The 20,191-nt window shown below is 61.1% G+C and carries 15 protein-coding genes, 1 tRNA gene and 3 pseudogenes; 9 read left to right on the forward strand and 10 right to left on the reverse strand.

Going from position 1 to position 20,191, the window contains the following annotated elements:
- Positions 1-3 precede the first annotated feature (3 nt).
- From QDX22_RS06835 to dcd, 7 genes are all read right to left on the reverse strand, one after another.
- A complete protein-coding gene (locus QDX22_RS06835) occupies positions 4-411 on the reverse strand; it encodes an MrpF/PhaF family protein (RefSeq protein WP_110098050.1) in 408 nt (135 codons plus the stop codon).
- Positions 411-1,055 (reverse strand): Na+/H+ antiporter subunit E, encoded by a 645-nt coding sequence (locus QDX22_RS06840; RefSeq protein WP_122548935.1) that lies wholly within the window; start codon positions 1,053-1,055, stop codon positions 411-413. The genes QDX22_RS06835 and QDX22_RS06840 overlap by 1 nt, the downstream gene beginning before the upstream one ends.
- Positions 1,048-2,787 carry a Na+/H+ antiporter subunit D gene (locus tag QDX22_RS06845; RefSeq protein WP_279717662.1) on the reverse strand — a complete coding sequence of 580 codons (1,740 nt, stop codon included), beginning with the start codon at positions 2,785-2,787 and terminating at the stop codon, positions 1,048-1,050. The genes QDX22_RS06840 and QDX22_RS06845 overlap by 8 nt, the downstream gene beginning before the upstream one ends.
- Positions 2,772-3,278, reverse strand: coding sequence for a Na(+)/H(+) antiporter subunit C (locus QDX22_RS06850; protein ID WP_122548937.1), 507 nt, complete (start codon positions 3,276-3,278; stop codon positions 2,772-2,774). Before QDX22_RS06850 ends, QDX22_RS06845 begins: the two co-directional genes overlap by 16 nt.
- Positions 3,278-6,436 (reverse strand): Na+/H+ antiporter subunit A, encoded by a 3,159-nt coding sequence (locus QDX22_RS06855; protein WP_279717663.1) that lies wholly within the window; start codon positions 6,434-6,436, stop codon positions 3,278-3,280. The genes QDX22_RS06850 and QDX22_RS06855 overlap by 1 nt, the downstream gene beginning before the upstream one ends.
- 289 nt (positions 6,437-6,725) lie before the next feature.
- Positions 6,726-8,078: an MFS transporter gene (locus QDX22_RS06860; protein ID WP_279717664.1), complete on the reverse strand. Its 1,353-nt coding sequence runs from the start codon at positions 8,076-8,078 to the stop codon at positions 6,726-6,728.
- 14 nt (positions 8,079-8,092) lie between these two features.
- Positions 8,093-8,674, reverse strand: a complete 582-nt coding sequence (gene dcd / locus QDX22_RS06865; RefSeq protein ID WP_110098056.1) for a dCTP deaminase — start codon at positions 8,672-8,674, stop codon at positions 8,093-8,095.
- 131 nt (positions 8,675-8,805) lie between these two features.
- On the opposite strand from dcd, the gene QDX22_RS06870 reads away from it, so the two are divergent.
- The 3 genes from QDX22_RS06870 (at position 8,806) to QDX22_RS06880 (ending at position 11,016) form a co-directional block, all read left to right on the forward strand.
- A tRNA-Gly gene (locus QDX22_RS06870) sits at positions 8,806-8,879 on the forward strand.
- Between the two features lie 976 nt (positions 8,880-9,855).
- Positions 9,856-10,143 (forward strand): transposase, encoded by a 288-nt coding sequence (locus QDX22_RS06875; protein ID WP_279717665.1) that lies wholly within the window; start codon positions 9,856-9,858, stop codon positions 10,141-10,143.
- Between the two features lie 267 nt (positions 10,144-10,410).
- A complete protein-coding gene (locus tag QDX22_RS06880; RefSeq protein WP_279674808.1) occupies positions 10,411-11,016 on the forward strand; it encodes a ScbR family autoregulator-binding transcription factor in 606 nt (201 codons plus the stop codon).
- 75 nt (positions 11,017-11,091) lie between these two features.
- Here QDX22_RS06880 and QDX22_RS06885 read toward each other — a convergent pair whose 3' ends face one another.
- Genes QDX22_RS06885 through QDX22_RS06895 form a run of 3 tightly spaced genes read right to left on the reverse strand, consistent with a single transcriptional unit; the run spans position 11,092 to position 14,944 of the window.
- Positions 11,092-13,374: an FtsX-like permease family protein gene (locus tag QDX22_RS06885; RefSeq protein ID WP_279717666.1), complete on the reverse strand. Its 2,283-nt coding sequence runs from the start codon at positions 13,372-13,374 to the stop codon at positions 11,092-11,094.
- On the reverse strand, positions 13,371-14,102 hold the full coding sequence (locus tag QDX22_RS06890; RefSeq protein ID WP_279717667.1) for an ABC transporter ATP-binding protein: 732 nt from the start codon (positions 14,100-14,102) through the stop codon (positions 13,371-13,373). Before QDX22_RS06890 ends, QDX22_RS06885 begins: the two co-directional genes overlap by 4 nt.
- Positions 14,096-14,944 (reverse strand): 3-oxoacyl-ACP synthase III family protein, encoded by an 849-nt coding sequence (locus tag QDX22_RS06895; RefSeq protein WP_279717668.1) that lies wholly within the window; start codon positions 14,942-14,944, stop codon positions 14,096-14,098. Before QDX22_RS06895 ends, QDX22_RS06890 begins: the two co-directional genes overlap by 7 nt.
- A 331-nt stretch (positions 14,945-15,275) precedes the next feature.
- On the opposite strand from QDX22_RS06895, the pseudogene QDX22_RS12100 reads away from it, so the two are divergent.
- From QDX22_RS12100 to QDX22_RS06925, 6 genes and pseudogenes are all read left to right on the forward strand, one after another.
- Positions 15,276-15,887, forward strand: a pseudogene (locus QDX22_RS12100) (IS30 family transposase); the annotation flags it as partial.
- Positions 15,885-16,463 (forward strand): annotated as a pseudogene (locus QDX22_RS06905) (transposase); the annotation flags it as partial. The pseudogenes QDX22_RS12100 and QDX22_RS06905, both read left to right, overlap by 3 nt.
- A 102-nt stretch (positions 16,464-16,565) precedes the next feature.
- A complete protein-coding gene (locus tag QDX22_RS06910) occupies positions 16,566-17,006 on the forward strand; it encodes an SdpI family protein (RefSeq protein ID WP_279723913.1) in 441 nt (146 codons plus the stop codon).
- A 133-nt stretch (positions 17,007-17,139) separates the two neighbouring features.
- Positions 17,140-17,901, forward strand: a pseudogene (locus QDX22_RS06915) (IS256 family transposase); the annotation flags it as partial.
- Between the two features lie 103 nt (positions 17,902-18,004).
- Positions 18,005-19,312 carry an ISL3 family transposase gene (locus tag QDX22_RS06920; protein ID WP_117328627.1) on the forward strand — a complete coding sequence of 436 codons (1,308 nt, stop codon included), beginning with the start codon at positions 18,005-18,007 and terminating at the stop codon, positions 19,310-19,312.
- Between the two features lie 77 nt (positions 19,313-19,389).
- Positions 19,390-20,136 (forward strand): LamG-like jellyroll fold domain-containing protein, encoded by a 747-nt coding sequence (locus QDX22_RS06925; RefSeq protein WP_279717671.1) that lies wholly within the window; start codon positions 19,390-19,392, stop codon positions 20,134-20,136.
- Positions 20,137-20,191 lie beyond the last annotated feature (55 nt).

A 20,191-nucleotide genomic window follows, 5' to 3' on the forward strand; every position in this document is an offset into this window, starting at 1 on the left:
CGATCACTCCCCCTTTCCCTGCTGTGGCTTCGACTGCTGGGGCCCGATCTTGGAAGCGCGTCGGCCCGGCCCCTGTGCGTGACCGACATAGGTGTCTTTGTGGTCTTGGGACTCCAGCCGTTCTTCGGAGGCCCCCGGGTTGGCGGTGGTACCGTCCACGGTGAAGCGGGACAGGGTCACCGATCCGACGAAGCCAATCACACTGGCAACAACCACAAACATGATGTAGTCAGTCAGCCCGGTCAGGGCCATGATGACCACCAGCGCTGAGGAGACCGTAATCAGTAGCACGTCGGTGGCAATGGCACGATCCAAGGTCGCCGGCCCGCGTGCGATGCGGTAGACCGAGGCCAGCGCACCGATCGCCAAGAAAACCAGGCAGATCCAGCCTGCCAACTGAAGGACATGCATCAGCGCTCACCTCCCGGGTGTTGAGTTTGGTCTGGAGCAGGCTCGCTGGTGTCGTGTTCCCCACGAATCAAGGCGTAGTCCTTCTTAGACCCGATGGCTCGGATGATGTGGCTCTCGATATTGTGTGAATCGCGTTTATAGTCTTCAGCGGCTTGATCATTGGGCACATCCAGCACGTGTAGGTAGAGGGTGGAGGTGGTTCGGTCCACGTCAATGACCAAGGACCCGGGGATCAGCGCGTAGGCGTGAGCCACCAGGGTAACCACGAGGTCGTCGTGGCTACGTAGCTGGACAGCGAGCACCGAATTGGTGATCCGCGGGCCTCGGACGATGGCTTTAATCCCCACATCGATCGAGGCCCAGGTGATCTTCCACAGGAAGATGAACAGGAATTTCACCGCGTAGTAGAAGTTGAACCGGTCGCCGAAGGGAATCGGTGGCAGGCGGAAAATGAACATCACCAGCACCGCGGTGATCGCGCCCATGATGATTTGTCCGATGCGGAAGTCTTGCCACAGCGCACACCAGATCAGCACCAGGAGCAAGAACATGGGCCATTGGGTCCACCAGGGTGGCTTATTTTCAATGACGCGCGCGTCCGAGTCGTTCTTGGGTGTCGACGCGGGGGGTGCCTGATCATTCATCGCGAGCCTCCTTCCTGCCCAGAGTCTCTGATGTAGCATCCGATGCGCCGGTGGCAGCATCGGTGGCTTCTTCGGGGTCATTGTCGTCTTCACCGGCACCATTCGAGGACTCGGAAGCTAATTCGATGCCATATCCGTTGAGTTCCTGGAGGTCTTCGGCGGCTTGGGCGGCTGCCTCATCGCCGAGCACGGATTCAATATACGGGGTGCGAGCGAGCATATCTTCGGCCGCCTGGTCCGCGAAGCTATACAGTGGGCCGGCGACCACGGTAAGGCCTACACCCACGGCGACCAGTCCGACGGTGGGGGCCACCAGGCCGGCTAGGTTTTTGCGGATGGGTGGCTGGTTATTCTCGGCGGCTTCGGCTTCTTCGGACACGCGCAAGGTGGCATCTTCGACGTCCTCAGCTCGGCGCCAGAAGACGCGGGCCCAGATCCGGACCATCACCAGTAGGGTCAACAGGGAGGTGACTACCGAGGCAATGACGAGGGCGAAGGCCAACGGGGAGCCCTCCCCCACACCGGCCTGTAGCAGACCGACCTTGCCGATAAATCCGGAAAACGGCGGGATACCCCCGAGGTTCAGGGCCGGAATGATGTAGAGCACCCCGATCAACGGTGAAATCTTCAGCATCGAGCCCAGGCGGTCGATATTGGCGGTACCGGCCCGGTATTCAATGAGCCCGGTGACCAAGAACAGCGAGGTCTGGATGGTGATGTGGTGGACCACGTAGAACACGGTGGCGCCCAGCCCCACCACATTGGCTAGGGCCAGCCCAAAGATCATGTAGCCGATATGGGAGACCAAAGTAAACGACAGCACACGTTTGATATCCGACTGCACCAGGGCACCGAGGATACCGATCACCATGGTCAGCCCGGCGACCACCAGCAACAGATCGTTGAGCCGGTTGCCTGGGAACAGCAGGGTTTCGGTGCGCACGATGGCGTAGACACCGACCTTGGTCAGTAAGCCGGCGAACACCGCGGTGACCGGGGCTGGGGCGGTGGGATAGGAGTCAGGCAACCAGAACGACAGCGGGAACACGGCGGCTTTAATCCCGAACCCAACCGACAACATGATGTGTAGCACCTGTTGCAGGTCGGGGTCGAGTTCGGCGAGTTTGACCGCCAGATCGGCCAGGTTCACGGTTCCGGTCGCGCCATAGATCATCGCGATCGCGATCAAAAAGATCACCGAGGAGATCACTGAGACCACGACGTAGGTGACACCGGCGCGGATCCGTGGGCCGGTCCCGCCCATGGTCAGCAACACGTAGGAAGCCGTCAGCAGGATTTCGAAGCCCACATAGAGGTTGAAGAGGTCTCCGGCTAAGAACGCGTTGGACACCCCGGCGGTCAGGATCAGGTAGGTGGGGTGGAAGATCGAGACCGGCCGGGGCGTGTCGTCATCGCCGATACCCTGTGCGGAGGCGTAGAGCAACACCGCGAGCACCACAGTGGTGGCAACCACCAGCATCAGCGCCGAGAACCGATCGACCACCATCACGATGCCCCAGGGGGCTTCCCAACCGCCGAGGAAGACGGCGTTGGCGCCCTCGTTCCAGGTGGCGATCAGTAGCGCGACCTCCAAGAGCAGGGTAACCACAATGGTCAGCACGGTCACCAGGATTTGGCCACGCGGACGTCGGACCAACGTAAAGGCGAGGGCGGCGCCCAGGATGGGCAACACGACGGCCAGCGGGGCCATGGAGATCACATCGAGCTGCATGAGCGATCAACTCCTGTTGTGGTGGAGCCGGACTCGGCCGAGGGCGCGTCGTAGGCCATGTTCGGGTCCTGGTCGTCGTCAATAAACTCGGATTCTTCCTCGCGTAGCTCGGCATCATCTTCGGCGTCGTAGGTGGGTTGCTCGGCCACCTTGACGTCTTCGACGTCAACGGAAACTTCATCGCGACGGGCCAGCACCCAGGAGCGGTAGATCATCGCCAGCAAGAAGGAGGTGGTGGCAAATGAGATCACGATCGAGGTCAACGTGAGAGCTTGTGGCAACGGATCGGCGTATTCATCGGCACTGACCGAGTCGCGCACGATCGGGGGCCAACCGGCGGGGCCGGCCATGATGATGATCAACAGGTTGGCTCCGTTGGTGAACATGACCAGCCCGAGCATAATGCGGGTCAGGGTCCGTTCCATGACCATATAGACCGCACCGGCGAACAGTGCTCCCATGATGATCAGCAAGATCGCATCGATCGTCATCAGCGACCACCTCCGGTTCGCGGTTGTGCTGTGGACTGAGTACTGACCTGCTTGCGACGGGCCTCAGCTTCTTCGCGGACGGCCAATTCCTTTTCGTACCGACGGTCGACCTCTGCACCCAGGGAACGCAATACGTCGATGACCAGGCCGATCACCACGAGGTAGACCCCGATATCGAAGATCAATGCCGAGGCCGCGTGGACGTAACCGAAGACCGGTAGCGTGAATTCAAAGTCGACCTGCTGGAAGACCTCACCGCCGAAGAACAGCGGGATGATCCCGGAGATGGCGGCCAGCGCCAGTCCGGAGCCCAGCACCACACCGGCGGGGATGCGCACGGTTTGGGCCAGCTCATAGCGGCCAGCGGCCAGGTACCGAATGGTCAGCGCCAGACCGGCCAGCAGACCACCGGCGAAGCCACCGCCGGGGACGTTGTGTCCGGCCAGTAGCAGGTAGATCGAGATCAGGATGATGATGTGGAAGATCAGGCGGGTGACCACTTCGAAGATGATGGAGCGACGTTCCGGCGCCAGGGTCCGACCGGCGATCAGCCACGGGTCACGCGAAACCGTCGAGAACCCACGCACCACCGAGATTTCGCCGGTGCTCAGCGACGCGGCTTTATGGTTATAGCGTCCCACCGAGCCGGGTTCCACATCGGCCAATGAGTGGTGGCGGAAACGCTCCCGGGTGGCGATGAAGACCAGCGAGGCCACACCGGTGGCGGCCGCGGTGAGCACCGTGATTTCGCCGAAGGTATCCCAGGCGCGCATATCGACCAGGGTGACGTTGACGATGTTGTAGCCACCGCCTTCTTCGGCGGCCAGTTCCGGCATTTTCAGTGAAATGGGGTCCTGCACACGGGAGGCCAGCACGGTAGCAGCCAACCACATCATCACCAGACCGAATCCGATCGACAAGAGCGCGCGCGCCCAGCGGTTATTGCGTCCATGTAGCCCGGTGGGAACCCGCGGTGGCAGTACCCGCAGGCCCAACACCATGGCCACCAGCACGATGGATTCCACCAGCAACTGAGTCAGGGCCAGATCCGGAGATCCGCGGAGCGCGAAGATGGCGGCCAGCACGTAGCCGGTGGCTGAGACCAGCATGACGGCCATGAAACGACGACGGGCCCAGACGGCACCAGCCACGGCAATGATCATACAAATCGAGGCCAGCACCAGACCCGGTGATTGCTCCAGTCGCCAGTCGCCGAAGAAGGCCACGTTGGGCAGGCTGACAGTGGTGGGATCGTTATTGGTCGGGAACAGCATGGCCAGCAACGGTCCCACGGTGGCCACGGTAAGAATGATGAACAGGTAGAAAGCCAGGTCACCGCGCTGGGTGCGACCGGTGACCCAGACAGCAAAGGCATCTAGACGTTGCAGGGTCCAACGATAGACTTTGGCCGAATCCACCCAGGACGGTACGGCATCTTGTGCATGCCAGACCCGGTCTTTGAAGGCATAGAGCACCAGACCGACGAGAATGATCGCGATAGAAATTGCCAGCACCGGGGTGAATCCGTGCCACAGCGCCAGGTAGGCCGGATCGTTCTCAAAACCGGCTAACGGTTCGGCGGTTTGGCTATAGGCCTCGGGCAGGGCACCCATCAATCCGGGAACGAAGGCGGCGACCAGGCTGATCACGCTCAGCACCGCTGCTGGGGTGGTACCCAGGATCGAGGCCGACTTTTCGACCGGGGTGTCTTCCATGTGCTGGGTAACGCCCTGGTCGTCCACAGTGGTCTTAGTGGCGAAACCACCCCAGAGGAACCGTGCAGTGTAGGCTACGGTGAAGACCGAACCCAGTACCGCCACGGCGAGTGGCAGCCACGCCCAGACGATACCCCAGAAGCTCGGGGCCGCATACGCGTCAGTGGCGACTTGTGAGTGGACCTCGCCCCAGTGCAGGGCTGATTCCAGCACGGATTCTTTGGCCACGAAACCAAAGAACGGTGGGATACCGGCCATCGACAACGAGGCCAGCAGGGCGAAGGCAAAAAGCCACGGGTGGTTTCGGCCCAACCCGGACAGGCGGTTCACATCGCGCGTTCCAGCCATTTTATCGATGAGGCCCACCAGCATGAACAGGGGTGCTTTGAACAGCGTGTGGGCCATCAGCATGGCCAGTCCTGCCATGGCGGCGTCGCGGTCACCCAAACCGTTGGCGATCATCAAGAATCCCAGCTGGGAGACGGTGCCGAAGGCCAGGACGAGTTTAATATCGGTTTGACGTAGGGCTCGCCAGCCGCCGACAAGCATGGTCCACATTCCGACCCCGAGCACCATCACTTGCCAGACTGGCATGTCGGCGTATCCGGGGGCTAGTCGTGCCACCAGATAAACACCGGCTTTGACCATGGCAGCCGAGTGCAGGTAAGCCGAGACTGGGGTGGGGGCTGCCATAGCCGCGGGGAGCCAGAAGTGGAAAGGCACCTGGGCGGATTTAGTCAACGCACCCAGTAGCACCAGGCTGATGGCCCAGCCCATAAAGGCTCCCGAGTAGGGGCCAGTCAAAAGTTCTTCGGAACGGTTGACAACCTCGGAAATCCGGTAGGTGCCGGCTGATTCACCGAGCATCATCAGTCCGACCAGCATGGCCAGACCACCGAAAGTGGTCACTATCAGCGCGGTAATCGCGGAGCGACGGGCGAAGATTCGTTGCCCGGCGTAACCAATCAGCAGGAAGGACAGCACCGAGGTGATTTCCCAGAAGATGTAGAGCACCAATAGATCATCTGTGGTGACCAGCCCGAACATGGCGCCGGCGAAAGCCAAAAGTTGAGCACCGAAGGTACCGTTGCGCGGGTCGCCGGCGCTGAAATACCGAGAGCAGTAGACCAGCACCAGAGCGCCCACACCGAGCACGATCAGCGACATCAGTGCCGCCAGGGTATCCATCCGGAAGGAGAGTTCAACGCCGATCTCGGTTAACCACGGGTAGGTGCGCACCAGCGGGTCATTGGCGGCATCGGCGGCTGCTCCGGAGGCTAAGAGTTGCTCGGAGTGGAGAATATGTGGCATCTGGGTGAGAACCCAGATGAAACCGGCGGCTGGAACCGCAGCCAAGACAAAGAAACCAGCCCGATCGGTAACTCGGAAAATCCAGGGCGCGACCAATGCGACGGCGAACAGTGCAATGAGCACAATAAGCACGGTCGTCCTCCAGAGCAATTATGGGGCAGGCACCCTTCTTACTTTAGCGCTTTTCGGTGTGGTCGATTGTCACAGGACGTCGTCACCGACGATGCCAGAGGGCTTTAAATCTGCCCACAGAGACGTTATTCCGGTCGTAACGAGTCAGCCCACAGCATCAGAACAGACCCCGGGGTTCCCCGGCATTTTGGGGTAGCGCCGCCATTAACTCGGCCATATCGCCTTGAAAAATACATCTTTCATTCAGGTTCCAGTACCGCTGGTTGCCAATTCACGGTTATGAAAAATTTCACAGGGTCCGTGAAGTCACCTTCGGATCCCGGACCGGAATCAGCAACAAGGCTCCGGCTAGCAGAACCAGCATGATGGCAGGAATCATGGCGCGGGAGTCTCCCACGATCCCGACGAACAAAGTGATGAGTGCGGGTGAGAGGAAGGAAACCGACCGCCCGGTGGTGGCGTATAACCCGTAGATTTCACCGGCCGTGTCAGGAGTCACCAGTCTTCCCAGAAAACCGCGGGATGCCGACTGCACCGGGCCCACGAAGAAACACAGCAATAGTCCACCGACCCAGAACGCTCCCGCACCGTCGAGGAAGAAAATCGTTCCGGCCAAGACCAAGAGACCGGCCAGTGAGATCCAGATGACCCACTTAGGCCCGAGCTTGTCATCCAGGAACCCTCCGGAAAAAGCGCCGATGGCTGCGACAACATTGGCGCCAATACCGAACAGCAACACGTCGCTGGCGCTGATGCCATAGACCGTGGTGCCCAAGACTGCGCCGTAGGCGAAGATTGCACCGGTGCCGTCGCGAAAGACCGCCGAGGAGATCAGGAAAGCTAAGGTGTTGCGGTCTTCACGCCACATACGCACCAGAGTGCCCCAGAGTTGGCGGTAGGGTTCCACCACGCTAGGACGGGGTTCGTGTGCGTTCTTCTGAGCCGACTCAGCCGAGTTGGTGAGGTCAGCCCCGACGCTACGCCGTTGAGCGAAGAGCACAGGCAAGGAAAACAGGAGAAACCACCCGGCCGCGATGACTGCCACGATACGAATGTTGAGCATCTGCTCATCAGGGACCCCGAACCAGTGTGGCCCCTCGGAAATGAAGCCCAGGTAGAGCAGACCCAAAAGCACTATTCCACCGAGGTATCCGCAAGCCCAGCCAATACCCGAGATGCGTCCGATCGTGGACGGCGTGGAAATATCGACCAGCATCGCGTTGTAGTGGACTTCGGCGTATTCGAAGAACACGTTGCCGGCTGAGAGCAGAATGACTCCCAGCACCAGGTAGGTTTCCTGCGGTTGGACGAAGAAACAGCGCGCCATACACGCCACCACGAGCGCTGTGTTCATGCCTAACCAGAGCGTTCGTTTCCCGCCGCGGTCGCCCCGCTGGCCAATCACCGGTGCGGTCACCGCAATTAGTGCGCCGGCGACCGCGTTGCCGGCTGCCAACCACGAGGTGCCTCTGCCGTCGGGACCGAAAACCTCAGAGCTCAGATACGTGCCGAAGACGAAGGTCACCATCACGGCATTGAAGGCCGCCGACCCCCAATCCCACAGCGACCACGCCACCACACGCAGACGCCGCGACGTTTGGCGGGACCCGTCAGGAACGTGTTGGAGGCTGGCGGAGCTCATGGTCTGGAATCCTGTCAGCGTTCGATCGTGGTGCGGTAGAAATTCAGATGGCTCCGCGACGCGGTCGGCCCACGCTGACCTTGGTAACGGTTGAGATTTCCGCCGGAACCGTAGGGCTCCTCGGCCGGCGAGGAGAGGTTGAAGAAGCACAGTTGGCCAATCTTTGACCCCGGCCAAAGCTTAATCGGAAGGGTGGCCATATTGGACAGTTCCAAGGTGATATGACCGGAAAAGCCCGGGTCGATAAATCCGGCGGTGGAGTGCGTGAGCAGCCCGAGCCGTCCCAGTGACGACTTCCCTTCGAGTCGCGCTGCCACGTCGTGGGCGAGCGTGACTTGCTCGTAGGTCGCACCCAGCACAAACTCCCCCGGGTGCAAAATGAACGGCTCATCCGGGTCTACGCTGACCAAACGGGTCAGATCTGGTTGCTCTACCGAGGGATCGATGTGCACATTGCGGTGATTATCAAAGAGACGAAAGAACCGGTCCAAGCGCACATCAATACTGGCCGGCTGGACCATGTCACGGTCGAGCGGATCGAGTTGAATACGGCCAGAATCCAAGGAGGCCTTAATATCGCGATCAGAGAGAAGCACGAATCTAACCTATCTCAGTTAGCAACTTCAGACTTAATGGCACGTGTCAATGTCAGGTTTTGCCACACCGGGGTGATGGCACATCGAAAGTCAACATCTGGTACCCTCTATATGTCTCTGTTGTGAGATCTGCGGGCGTAGCTCAATGGTAGAGCGCTTGCTTCCCAAGCAAGATACGCGGGTTCGATTCCCGTCGCCCGCTCCAGTGAGACACCCATTTGGATACAAAATATCCGAATGGGTGTCTTGCTCGCCGGCACGGATTTTCGCGGGGTCCGTCGGGCTTTTGAGCCTTGTTTCAGGGCGCGATTTGGCTCTCTGAGAGGGATGCCAGAAGCCAACCGTAGCCTGCTCAGCCCGTTGCATTTATTGGTGGGTCCTCGTCTATTGGTGGGTCCTCGTCTGAGGATCTGGTCGTTGGCCCTGGTATGGCTGTTTTGCCCTGTCGTCAATGATCCGGGGGTGTTGTCGCCAGGGGTCCAGGACGCGCGTTGGCTACTGATCGGGACACGGCCCGACTTCGGTTGAGGGGTCTTCGAAACATGGGTCCCAACATCGGATGTCATGACACCAGCGGCCAGGGATACAGCAGAACAAGGGGACCTGTCATGACAACCGAATACGCCATCACACGGAGACTCGACGTCGGTCAGTCCACCCACCACGGATGCGCGCTCACTGTTGACGGGCAACGCGTGTACGACCACGAGTAGCCCCCGCACCAGGCCGCGTTGCGCACTGTTATCACTGATCTGCAGTAGCACGGTGCGGTGCTTGTCGTCGTCAATCAGCCGAACACGATCGGGGCACTGCCGATCGCCGTCGCTGACGATGCGCAAGGCAGCGGATCCGTATCCGAGCCGTGGACCGTAGCTCCGAGGCCTTATCGGTGCTGAAGGTGCTGTCCGGGTTCGACGCGGACCTCGCTCCCGAGACAACGCACGATCAACCGGCTACGATCGGTACTGATCCAGATCTACCCCTCCGTGGAACGCGTTGTCCTTGGTGTCGTCCTCACCCGGACGATCGTGATGGAGTTGCTCCCCCGCTACCACGGGCCGGCTAGGCTCAAGACGACCGGAAAGGCCGGGGTGAAGCCGTGAGCCCGCAACCACAGCCACAATGATGCCGGCCCACTCATCGACCAGGTTTTCCAGGCACTGTCTGAGCAAACTGTCACGGTGCCCGGTGCCGAAGCAGTCAAGCTTGTCATCCCGAGACTCGCGACACAGATCCTCCTGGCAGCCGGCGACCTCTCCGCGTTCCCAAGCCCCGCACACCTGTCCGCCGGCGCCGGGATCGCTCCCGTGACCCGACGAACCGGGACCTCGACCCGGGGTGAGTTCCCCGCCGGCGCTGGGAACAAGCAGCTGAAGAACACGTTGTTCCGAACCGCATGGAACGCCTCCTGCCACGACCCGCTATCGAAGGCCTACTACGAACGGAAAAGCCGAGGGGAAGCGCCATAACACGACCGGTCATGTGCTTGGCGCGTCGCCGGTTAAACGTCATGTACGCGATCATGAAAACAGGCACCCCTTTACGAACCCCGAGACCCAGCACCCGCTTGACAACAACCATAGGGATACCCCGGTGATCTCCAGCCGTCGCACACAGCCAGACGATCGGCCAGCGCCGCGGGCCCGGGCGTCGCCCCCGAACGCCGAGCAAACGCACAACTAGAGCCGACTGGTAGTATGGTGGCATACTCGTCGGCTGGTCAGTGAAGGTGTGGTGTGAAAACAACCCTGCGTGAACAACAACGCCTCCGTACTCGTGCGGGCATCCTCCGGGTAGCTGCTGAGGAGTTCGGCCAGCGTGGCTACGCCTCAGTCGCACTCAGCGATATCGCTGCACGTCTTGAGGTGACCAAGGGCACAGTGTATTTCCATTTTCCATCGAAGGCAGCCCTCGCCAGTGCCGTGGTCGGCACCTACTTCTCCGCGTGGGAAGCGGTCTTAGCCGAAGTCAGGCGTCAGAACTTACAAGGCATCGCTGCGTTGCGCTGGCTCTCAGCCCAGGTTGCGCAGAGTTACCGCGACGAGCCAGGTGTGCGCGCGCCTTTGCGGCTGATGCGTGAGGCTGATGTCATCGGGATTGATCTGCCGACCCCGTTTTTGCCGTGGGTCGAGACAGTGACCGAACATCTCGGTGAAGCCCAAGACCTCGGTGAGGTACGGCGCGGACTCAATGTCGAGGCCGTGGCCTGGCAGATCGTGGCAGGATTCTTCGGCGCGCAGGAGATCTCGCATCAGCTCACCGGCAGCGCCGACATCGTCGAGCGAGTCGAAGCCATGTGGGATCTGCTTTTGCCCGGGATCGAGGCCCGCAGCTCGGCCTGACCGCGCTCCTGTTTCCCTGCCTCAGATACGGAGGCTTCCTCATGGCCATGATTGAGACAGTCTCCTTTTGTGGTTTTATTCGACGCCCTTGAGGGCACTGGTCATGTCGATGCCCTTGATGCGTCGGGTCAGCAACAGTGTCGCGGTCATTGCGAAGAAGATAGTGATGGCCGAGGCAATGGCGAGGCTGGCTATCGAGACGCTGGGCAGGTAACTGGCCCGGTCGGTGCTGAACAGGCCAACGTACTGGCCGAGAAACCACCAGCCCGCAGGAATGCCGGCAAGCCATCCGATCAGCGTGGTGGTGATGTTCTCTCGGCCGGCCAGGGATCGCAACTCCCCATGGTGGAAGCCGAGCACGCGCAGGGTCGCGTAGTCACGGATGCGTTCGGTGAAACTCAGCGCCCCCAGGTTGTACAGGACCACGACGGCCAGGATAATCGCGAAGACCTTGATGAGGGTGAATACGCTGGCCAATGAGTCAACCAGCGACTGCGCATTGGCCTCCTGTTCCTCAAGACTCAGGTCCCCGGTGACCCCAGGCAACTCTTGCACGTCCTCGTCGGCCGCCTCCTCGGTCAGATAGCTGGTAGGGAAGAACTCCCCGCCGACGTCACTCCATGCTTCCTCAGTCAGCACGATCCCCTGTGGCTCGGAGATCGCACTCACCGCGGTGATCGTGATCTCATGATCGCTACCGTCCGAAGTCGTGATCATGACAGAGTCGCCGACATTGAGGTCGAGGCTATCGCTGAGACGGTCTGTGATGACAGCACCTTCGTCTGTCACGGGCATGACATCACCGTCCCGGTCCAGTAAGCGGAAAAGGTCGCCTGTTCCGAGTACAGTCAGCGTGTGCTCTGTGCCGTCCTCAGGTCCGAGCTGGACCGAGGACTGGTGCACCCATTGACCCGAACCGGCTTCCTCCTCGATTCGCTCGCGCATCGCTTCGGTGGCCAGCGGGGAGATCGACAGCCGCGTGTCGTAACGGTATTGCTCGGAGTAGGACAGTTTCACCTGCTGATTGAGGGTGTCGGGCATGCCGAAGCCAGTGACCAGCAGCATCATGCATCCGGTGGTCGCCACGATTCCCATGACCACGCGGACCGGGTTGCCGGAGGCATCGCGGATCGCCCAGCGGCTTCCATACGGCAGACGTTGCCACAGGGTGGGGAGCCGTTCGAGCAGGCTCCGGCGAGCTCGTCCAATGTCCGGGCGCATCCCTTCGGCCGGGGTCGCCTTACGCATGGGACGAGTGGCCGTCCAGGACGCGAGAATGCACACTACGATCAGCAACACCGGCAGGACGGCACTCGCTGGGGTGTAAGCGGTGGTCCATGCGGGCAGGCTGAAACTGCCTTGTTGGGTACTGAGCACATATCGCGACAGGAGTGGCGTGAGCCCGAGACCGACCAAGACACCGATGAGGACGGCGACAATGCCCACGGCCGTGAAGTAGGTGCCGATGAGTCGATTGGAGTGGCCGAGCGCCTTCAGGGTCGCGACCTCGCCACGCTGTATGTCGGTCAAGCGCCGAATCGAGGTGAAGATCGACAGCAGCGCGACGAGGAGGAACAGCGAGGAGAACAGGTAGGATAGACTCTGGATCTGCGACACTCGTTCGTAGGCGGTCGCGACATGCGGGTGTGTATCGCGGTCAGAGAATGATCCATAGCGGTCCCCGAGAATGCCAGGCGCCTCAGCGTGGACTACGCCTGGATCGCCAAGGATTGTGATGGTTTGCTCGACCGGTTCGGCCCCAGCCAGCTCGGTAGCGGTTTGGTCGCTAACGATGCCGTAGCCGAACGACGCGGGGTCCGGGGCAACTAGACCGGTGCCGGTGTAGGCGATCTTGTCCGGCTGCAAGATCAATCCCTTGACTCGCAGACTCGTGTCGGTACCACCGCGAGAGACGGTGATCTCGTCGCCCGCGCCAATGTTGTTTGCCTCGGCGTAGGCTTCGTCGAGCCAGACCCCGTCCTCGTCAGACACTGGTGCGCCGTCTACGCTGTACGGGGCGTTGATTCCGGCCTCATCGCGGGTGCTCAGCGACAGATCGTCCTCGGACGAGCTGTCAGTCCGGGTCACCGACACGGATGCGACGAGGGATGCCTGGTCAACGCCGTCGAGGTCTTCGATCTGCTCGGCGTCGTCCTCGGCCAACGAGTATCCGGTGACCCAAGCGTCGGGCATCTCCTGCTCCGCGGCGAAAGAATCAAGCTCTGCCTGGATGCCTCGCCAGCCACCTTCCAGCCCAGAGAAGATAAGAACACTCAGCGCTGCCATCAGGGAGACAGCGATGAACTGCGCCCAGTGCTCGCGAAGGTCACGGCCGAGCTTGCGCCCGAACAAGATCATGATGCTACTTCCCTGACCGCGATCGTCTCAGGGGTCTCGTTGCGGCGGTTCTCGACGACGCGCCCGTCGCGCAGACTGATCAACCGGTCAGCCGCCTCAGCAAGTGTGTGCTCGTGGGTGACGACCACGACAGCGGTCTCGGTACTGCGCGCGGTCTCCTGCAACTGAGCGAGCACCTGCGTTCCGGTCACCGTGTCCAACGCGCCACTGGGCTCATCACATAGCAGAAGCCCAGGCCTCTTCGCCAGAGCGCGGGCGATCGCCACACGTTGCATCTCTCCGCCAGAGAGGTGCCGGGGGAACTGCTCGAGTCGATGACCAAGCCCCACCCGTTCCAGCAGGTCCGTCGCGATATCAGCGGCTTCCCTGCGAGGCATAACCAACGAGGCGGCCAGGGCCACGTTCTCCACAGCGGTCAGATTCGGGATGAGATTGTAGAACTGGAACACGAAACCGACCCGTTCCCGGCGATACCTGGTCAGGTCTCTGTCCGACAGCGTCTCGATCGGCTCGCCGTCGACGCGGATCGACCCGGTGCTGGGTCGGTCCATCCCACCGAGAAGGTTCAGCAACGTGCTCTTGCCCGATCCGGACGGTCCGAGGATCACGGTGAACTCGCCAGAGGCGATCTCAACGTCCACATCGGTAAGTGCGACAACCTGTGCGTCACCGGCGCCGAAAGTGCGTCCGACACCGGTGACGGAGAGGAAAGGTGCATAGTTTACCACTGAACGATCAGCGCTCCGTAGTGGGTGCCCGAACCAGTGCCGACCAATAGAGCTGTCTCGCCCTGCTCCATACCAGCGCGGTGCAGCGCCAGCGGGATGCTCGCTGCGATCGTGTTGCCCACGTCCCCCAGGGTGACGACCATCTTCTCCCACCCCCAGAACCGCGCCATCATCTCCATGCCAGCCTTGCTGGTCTGGTGAGGGATGACTCTGTCGACGCCCTCGGCGCTCGTGCTCAGTCCTGGCCGGACGGATTCGAGGAACGGCGGAAACCAACTGATTGCCCCGCGCAGAAGCTTCAGTCCCTGCATGTCGAATTTGAAGTCGTCGAGATGGTCGGCGGCGTTGTCGACTCGCAAGCGGCTGCCGAACCCGCGGATTTCTGCGTCGTGGATGCCATGGATGTCGGTGGAGAACCCCGAGGCGACGATTCCCTGGTCCTCGTTGACCGGCTTGCTCACGACCACGGCCACAGCGGCGTCGCCAATGAGGAGCGCGCTCTCAGGCTGATTGAAGTTCAGCCCCCGACTTCCAGCCTCGGTCGACACAATGAGGATGTGCTCGGCTCTGCCGGAGTCGGGGTAGAATACCGCCTGCTGAAAGGCGACGAGGAACGAGATGCAGGTCGCGTGCACCGAGAACGCGAACTTGCCCCGCATCCCCAATTCCGCAGCGATCAACGCTCCACCGTCCGGGATCGCCTGCATCGGCGTGCCCGAAGCGTTCAGCACCAGATCGATGTCCGTCACGCTCAACCTGGCTGCCTCGATCTCCTTCTGCGCCGCCGACGCCCCTTGCTGTAACGGGTCTTCGTCCTTGCTGAGCCAGCGACGGGTCTTCACCCCCGTCCGCTGCACAGCCTCCTCGGCTGAGATGCCACACAACGCTGCGACCTCTGCAGTTGGCACCACTCGCTCGGGAAGCGTCTCCGCGGACCCGAGCACTCTTATTCCCAGCGGTCCCAAGACTACTGACCTCCTCTACTCATGCTGTGCTCTGCACATACTATCCGGCCGGTCAGTGAAATACAAGTGCTACACTCGTGGCCTCGCGCAGAGTGACAGCAGCGTCCTGCGCTACCGTCGACGATCGGCACGCCGTGCAACTAGCTCTAGAACACCCAGCCCCTGTTGGGATCCAGTAATCACGGTCTCTACAGAACCCGGGGCGCTTCAATACCTGCCCCGCGGCCACAAGAAACGGCGTAAACGCCATGGCCGCAAGGTCCATTCCTCGAAGATCCCCAACCGCGTCTCGATCCATCACCGGCCAGAAGAAATCAATGCCCGCACCACGTTCGGCCACTGGGAAGGCGACAGCGTGCTGGGGACCAAGGGTATCGGCGATGGCATCCACACCGAGGTCGAACGACACTCGAGGATGTTGGTCGCCACCAAGGTCGACACGCTGACCTCACAGGCAGGCGTGGACGCCCAGAAGCGGCTCTTCAGCCCGCTGCCGGCCCACGCCCGCCGTTCCACCACGATGGATAACGGTACCGAGATGCACCTGCACACCGAGCTGGTCACCGACTACGGGATAGCCACCTATTTCGCTGACCCGTACTCGTCATGGCAGCGGGGCACCAACGAGCACCACAATGGCCGGCTACGCCGCTACTACCCCAAGGGCACCGACTTCAGCCAGATCCCCGAAGACCAGCTCCAAGCCGCCATCACCGAGATCAACAACCAACCCCGAAAATGCCTGGAGTGGTTCACTCCCGCCGAAGTCTTCCAAGAGCACCTAGAATCAGAACCAACCGATCAGTGTTGCACTTCAAAACAGAACTCGGGTGAGGGGTTCCAGGAATTGGTGTGGCCCCCAGGCACCGCCCAGGTCGACTTCGGCCAAGCTCAGGCGCTGATCGCGGGAGTGAAGATGCTACTGCATATCCTGGTGGTGAGCTTCCTGTATTCGAATATGCGCTACGTCCAGGCCTACCGAGGTGAAACCGCAGAGTGTGTCTGTCATGGGCTTCGGGCCATCTTTGAACACATCGGCACTGTTCCTCGGCAGCTGATCTTCGACAACGCTACCGGCATCGGCCGGCGTACTGGTAAGAAGGTCATCGAGTCGAAGCTCTTCGGTGCTTTCAAAGTCCACTATCGGTGCCAGGCCCGCTACTGCAACCCCTACTCCGGTCACGAGAAGGGCAACGTGGAAAACGCCGTGGGGTTCTTACGCCGCAACGTGATGGTCCCTGAACCCGAAGCCCAGAGCATTGAGGGGCTGAATCAGATACTACTGGTCCGATGCGCCCAGTTGGCTGAAGCCGAGCATTACCGTAAAGGTGTTCCGATCAGTGAGCTCTTCGCCGAAGATATAGTCGTGGGCCTGCAACTGCCCGGGATCGGCTGGGCTTTTCAATGAGGCACGGCCCCTGGTTACGCGGGGACTTGTTATGAGTCTCGCCGAACGATTGACGAGGGATATGAGTTATGTCATTCTGGCAGCAGGTGGATGCTTAACAGCATCGACACACCACCTAGAAAGGAACAGGAAGCTGCCAGCAGTTGGGAGGATCCGATGCTGACTGAAGTCTTCTTTGTTGCTACAGGGGTATGTATATTGTTGTCGGCTCTGATGCTTGCTTTAAGTACTAACTGGACAGTATCTCTCGGTCCGAACGCTGCCTTCGGTCTGAAGACTAGAGCTACAAAATCCTCTCAGGAGGCCTGGGAGGCGGGGCATCGAGCGGCCCGACCAGTTCTAGTAACTTCCGCCGTATCAGGGCTTGTTGCAACACTTTTTTGTGTTGGATTTCATTCGGCCAATGCCGAAGCCTCTCTAATCGCGGTGGTGGTTACGGCGCTTTTCCTGACCGCTTCGCTGGTAGCTTCAACATTCATCGCCAATAGAAGAGCGAAAGGTGTCATGATATGTGCTTCTCAAAGAGAGTAACAGCAACAGGAAAGTAGCGTCCTTTAATGTGGTGTACGGCTCCCCGGTGAGCGCGTCATTCATTACAGAGTGACGGTCACCGTGTGATCCTTCGAGTGAACCTACCAAAGCACTCTCGAAAGGACGTTTCACGATGACCGTCACCCCTTCTAGTATCGACCTTCGCGGCCTGTTGGAGGAACAGCTTTTGCAGGCAAGTCCTGACCTGATCCGGGACTTGTTGCAGATGTTCATCAACACCCTGCTCTCAGCCGAGGCTGACGCGGTCTGCGGCGCTGAATATGGGCAGAGCTCTGATGCCCGGCAGAACCGGCGCAACGGCTACCGGCACCGGGGCTTCGACACTCGGGCCGGCACTTTGGATGTGGCGGTACCCAAGCTGCGGCAGGGGACCTACTTCCCCGAGTGGCTGCTGGAACGACACAAACGTGCTGAGCGGGCACTGACCTCGGTGGTGGCCACCTGCTACTTGCTGGGGGTCTCTACCCGCCGGATGGATAAGCTCGTCGGGTCCCTGGGGATCGAGAGCCTGTCGAAGTCCCAGGTCTGGCAGATGGCCTCTGAACTCGATGAGCAGGTCGAGGCCTTCCGCACCCGACCCTTAGACTCTGGGCCCTACACCTTCGTTGCCGCTGACGTGCTGGTGCTCACAGTCCGTGAGTCCGGCCGTGTGGTCCCGGTGCACGCGATGGTGGCTACCGGCATCAACCGCGATGGCCACCGCGAGATCCTCAGCATCCAGGTCAGCACCGCCGAGGACGGGGCCGGCTGGCTGTCCTTCTTCCGCGACCTGACCGCCCGGGGCCTTAGTGGAGTGAAGCTGGTGACCTCTGATGCCCACGCTGGGTTGAAGGCCGCGATCGCTGCGACCTTACCCGGCTCTTCACAATCGAGGGTGTAGACGGGGGTCTCGGGGAAGTGGCGCGTCGATAGCTGGATAGAGGTCGAGGCCTTCCGATGATGGAAGTTCCTACACAAGCCATCTGAAAGACCTCGACGTGCCTAACGCTACCTTCGACGACTGTGACCTGACCAAGTTTTGCCGGCTGGACGAGCTCGGCCTTCAAGCTACCGGGCAACGGGTGGAGCCCGGGCGGGCGGTACTGGCCTGTCGGGTGGTGGAGCCAGATGAGTGGTGTCACCGCTGTGGTTCTCAGGGCACCGCGCGGGGCACGGTGATCCGCCGGCTGGCGCACGAGCCGCTGGGCTGGAGGCCCACGACTCTGCACGTCACGGTTCGGCGCTACCGGTGCGCCGACTGCGCCCACGTCTGGCGCCAGGACACCACCGCCGCGGCAGAGCCGAAGGCCAAGCTCTCCCGCCGTGCCCTGCGCTGGGCCCTGGAAGCTCTGGTCGTGCAGCACCTGACCATCGCCCGGGTCGCCGAGGCGTTGGGGGTGCGGTGGAACACCGCCAACGACGCCGTGCTGGCCGAGGGCAAGCGTCTGCTCATCGACGACCCGGCCCGGTTTGACGGGGTCACCGCGATCGGCGTGGATGAACACGTCTGGCGCCATACCCGGCGTGGCGACAAGTACGTCACCGTGATCATCGACCTCACACCACTGCGCGTCGGCACCGGTCCGGCGAGGTTGCTGGACATGGTCGAGGGCCGCTCCAAACAGGCCTTCAAGACCTGGCTGGCCGAGCGTCCGGCTTCCTGGCGGGATGGCGTGGAGGTGGTGGCGATGGACGGGTTCACCGGCTTCAAGACCGCAGCCACTGAGGAGATCCCCGAAGCCACCACGGTCATGGACCCCTTCCATGTGGTCCGCCTGGCCGGAGACGCGCTCGAGCGATGCCGCCGGCGAGTCCAGCAACAGGTGAACGGCCACCGGGGCCGCAAACAGGATCCGCTCTACAAGGCCCGCCGGACCCTGCTGACCGGGGCCGACCTGCTCACCGAGAAGCAGTATTCCAGGATCCAGGACCTCTTCGAGGCTGACGAGCATGTGGAGGTCGAGGCCACGTGGGCGTTCTACCAGCACATGGTCGCCGCCTACCGCCAGACAGACAGGGCCGAGGGCAGGGCGATGATGGAGCAGCTGATCGCCAAGCTGGGCCGGGCAGTGCCGACCAAGCTCATCGAGCTGGCCGGTCTGGGTAGGACGCTGAAGAAAAGGGCGGCAGACATCCTGGCCTACTTCGACCGCCCCGGAACCTCCAACGGACCCACCGAGGCCATCAACGGACGACTCGAACACCTGCGCGGATCCGCCCTGGGCTTCCGGAACCCAACCAACTACATCGCCAGGTCCTTGCTCGAGAGCGGAGGATTCAAGCCCCGTCTACACCCTCGATTGTGAAGAGCCCCGAAACCTTCATTCGCGTCGACGAAACCTGGTCTGCCGACCGAAACCCTTCCATGACGGCGTTCGGCCGCATGGGCGAGCGTAACAACATCACCCAAGGCGGTGGCATGGACATGCCCGTCAACCTGGCATTCTCCGATCTGCAGGAGTTGCAGTGGTCTTCCATGTCCAACCAGCTCGACAGCTCATCGAATTGGTCCCACGAAGTACCCAAAGCTGAGTGGGTCCACGTGGCTGTGGTCAATGACCCGGTTGAGCAAACCGTGACGATGTATGTCGATGGTGCACCGATTCTGCGTAACGTCATCAACGCCACCGGTATTCAGCACGATGACGGCAAACCCTGGATTCTGGGAGCTGGCCTATGGGGCGAGGAGCTGACCGACGGATGGAACGGTTGCGTTGGCGAAACGCGTCTGGTCACCAAACCCCTTGAAGAGCGCCAGTGGTTGACGGCACGCGCCGCAACCTCGGCGCCTGCTCCGAGCGAGGAGCCCTCGGAGGAGCCATCTGAAGGCACCAAGAAACCCGCTGAAGAACCCACCAACAGTACTGAACAACCAACCCAAGAGCCCACTAACAGTGACACTCCCTCCGAACAACCCACCGACAGCACCACTGAGCCGACCGCTGAACCAACCAGCGCCGAGTCCTTAGCGACGGAATCACCTGAGGCCGACGCAACTGAAGAGGTAGCAACTAGCGACAATCTAGCCCGAACCGGTGCCAACGTGTTCTGGCTCATTGCAGCAGGTGTTGTTGCGATTGCTCTGGGAATCATTTTGACGGTGGTATTGCGTCGTCGTAACGTCTCCTAAAAGCCACCCCCGTGTGAGGTCACCGCGGTGATCTCATCAGCGTCAGGCTACGGAG

This window comes from Auritidibacter ignavus (assembly GCF_029853775.1).
GTDB lineage: Bacteria > Actinomycetota > Actinomycetes > Actinomycetales > Micrococcaceae > Auritidibacter > Auritidibacter ignavus.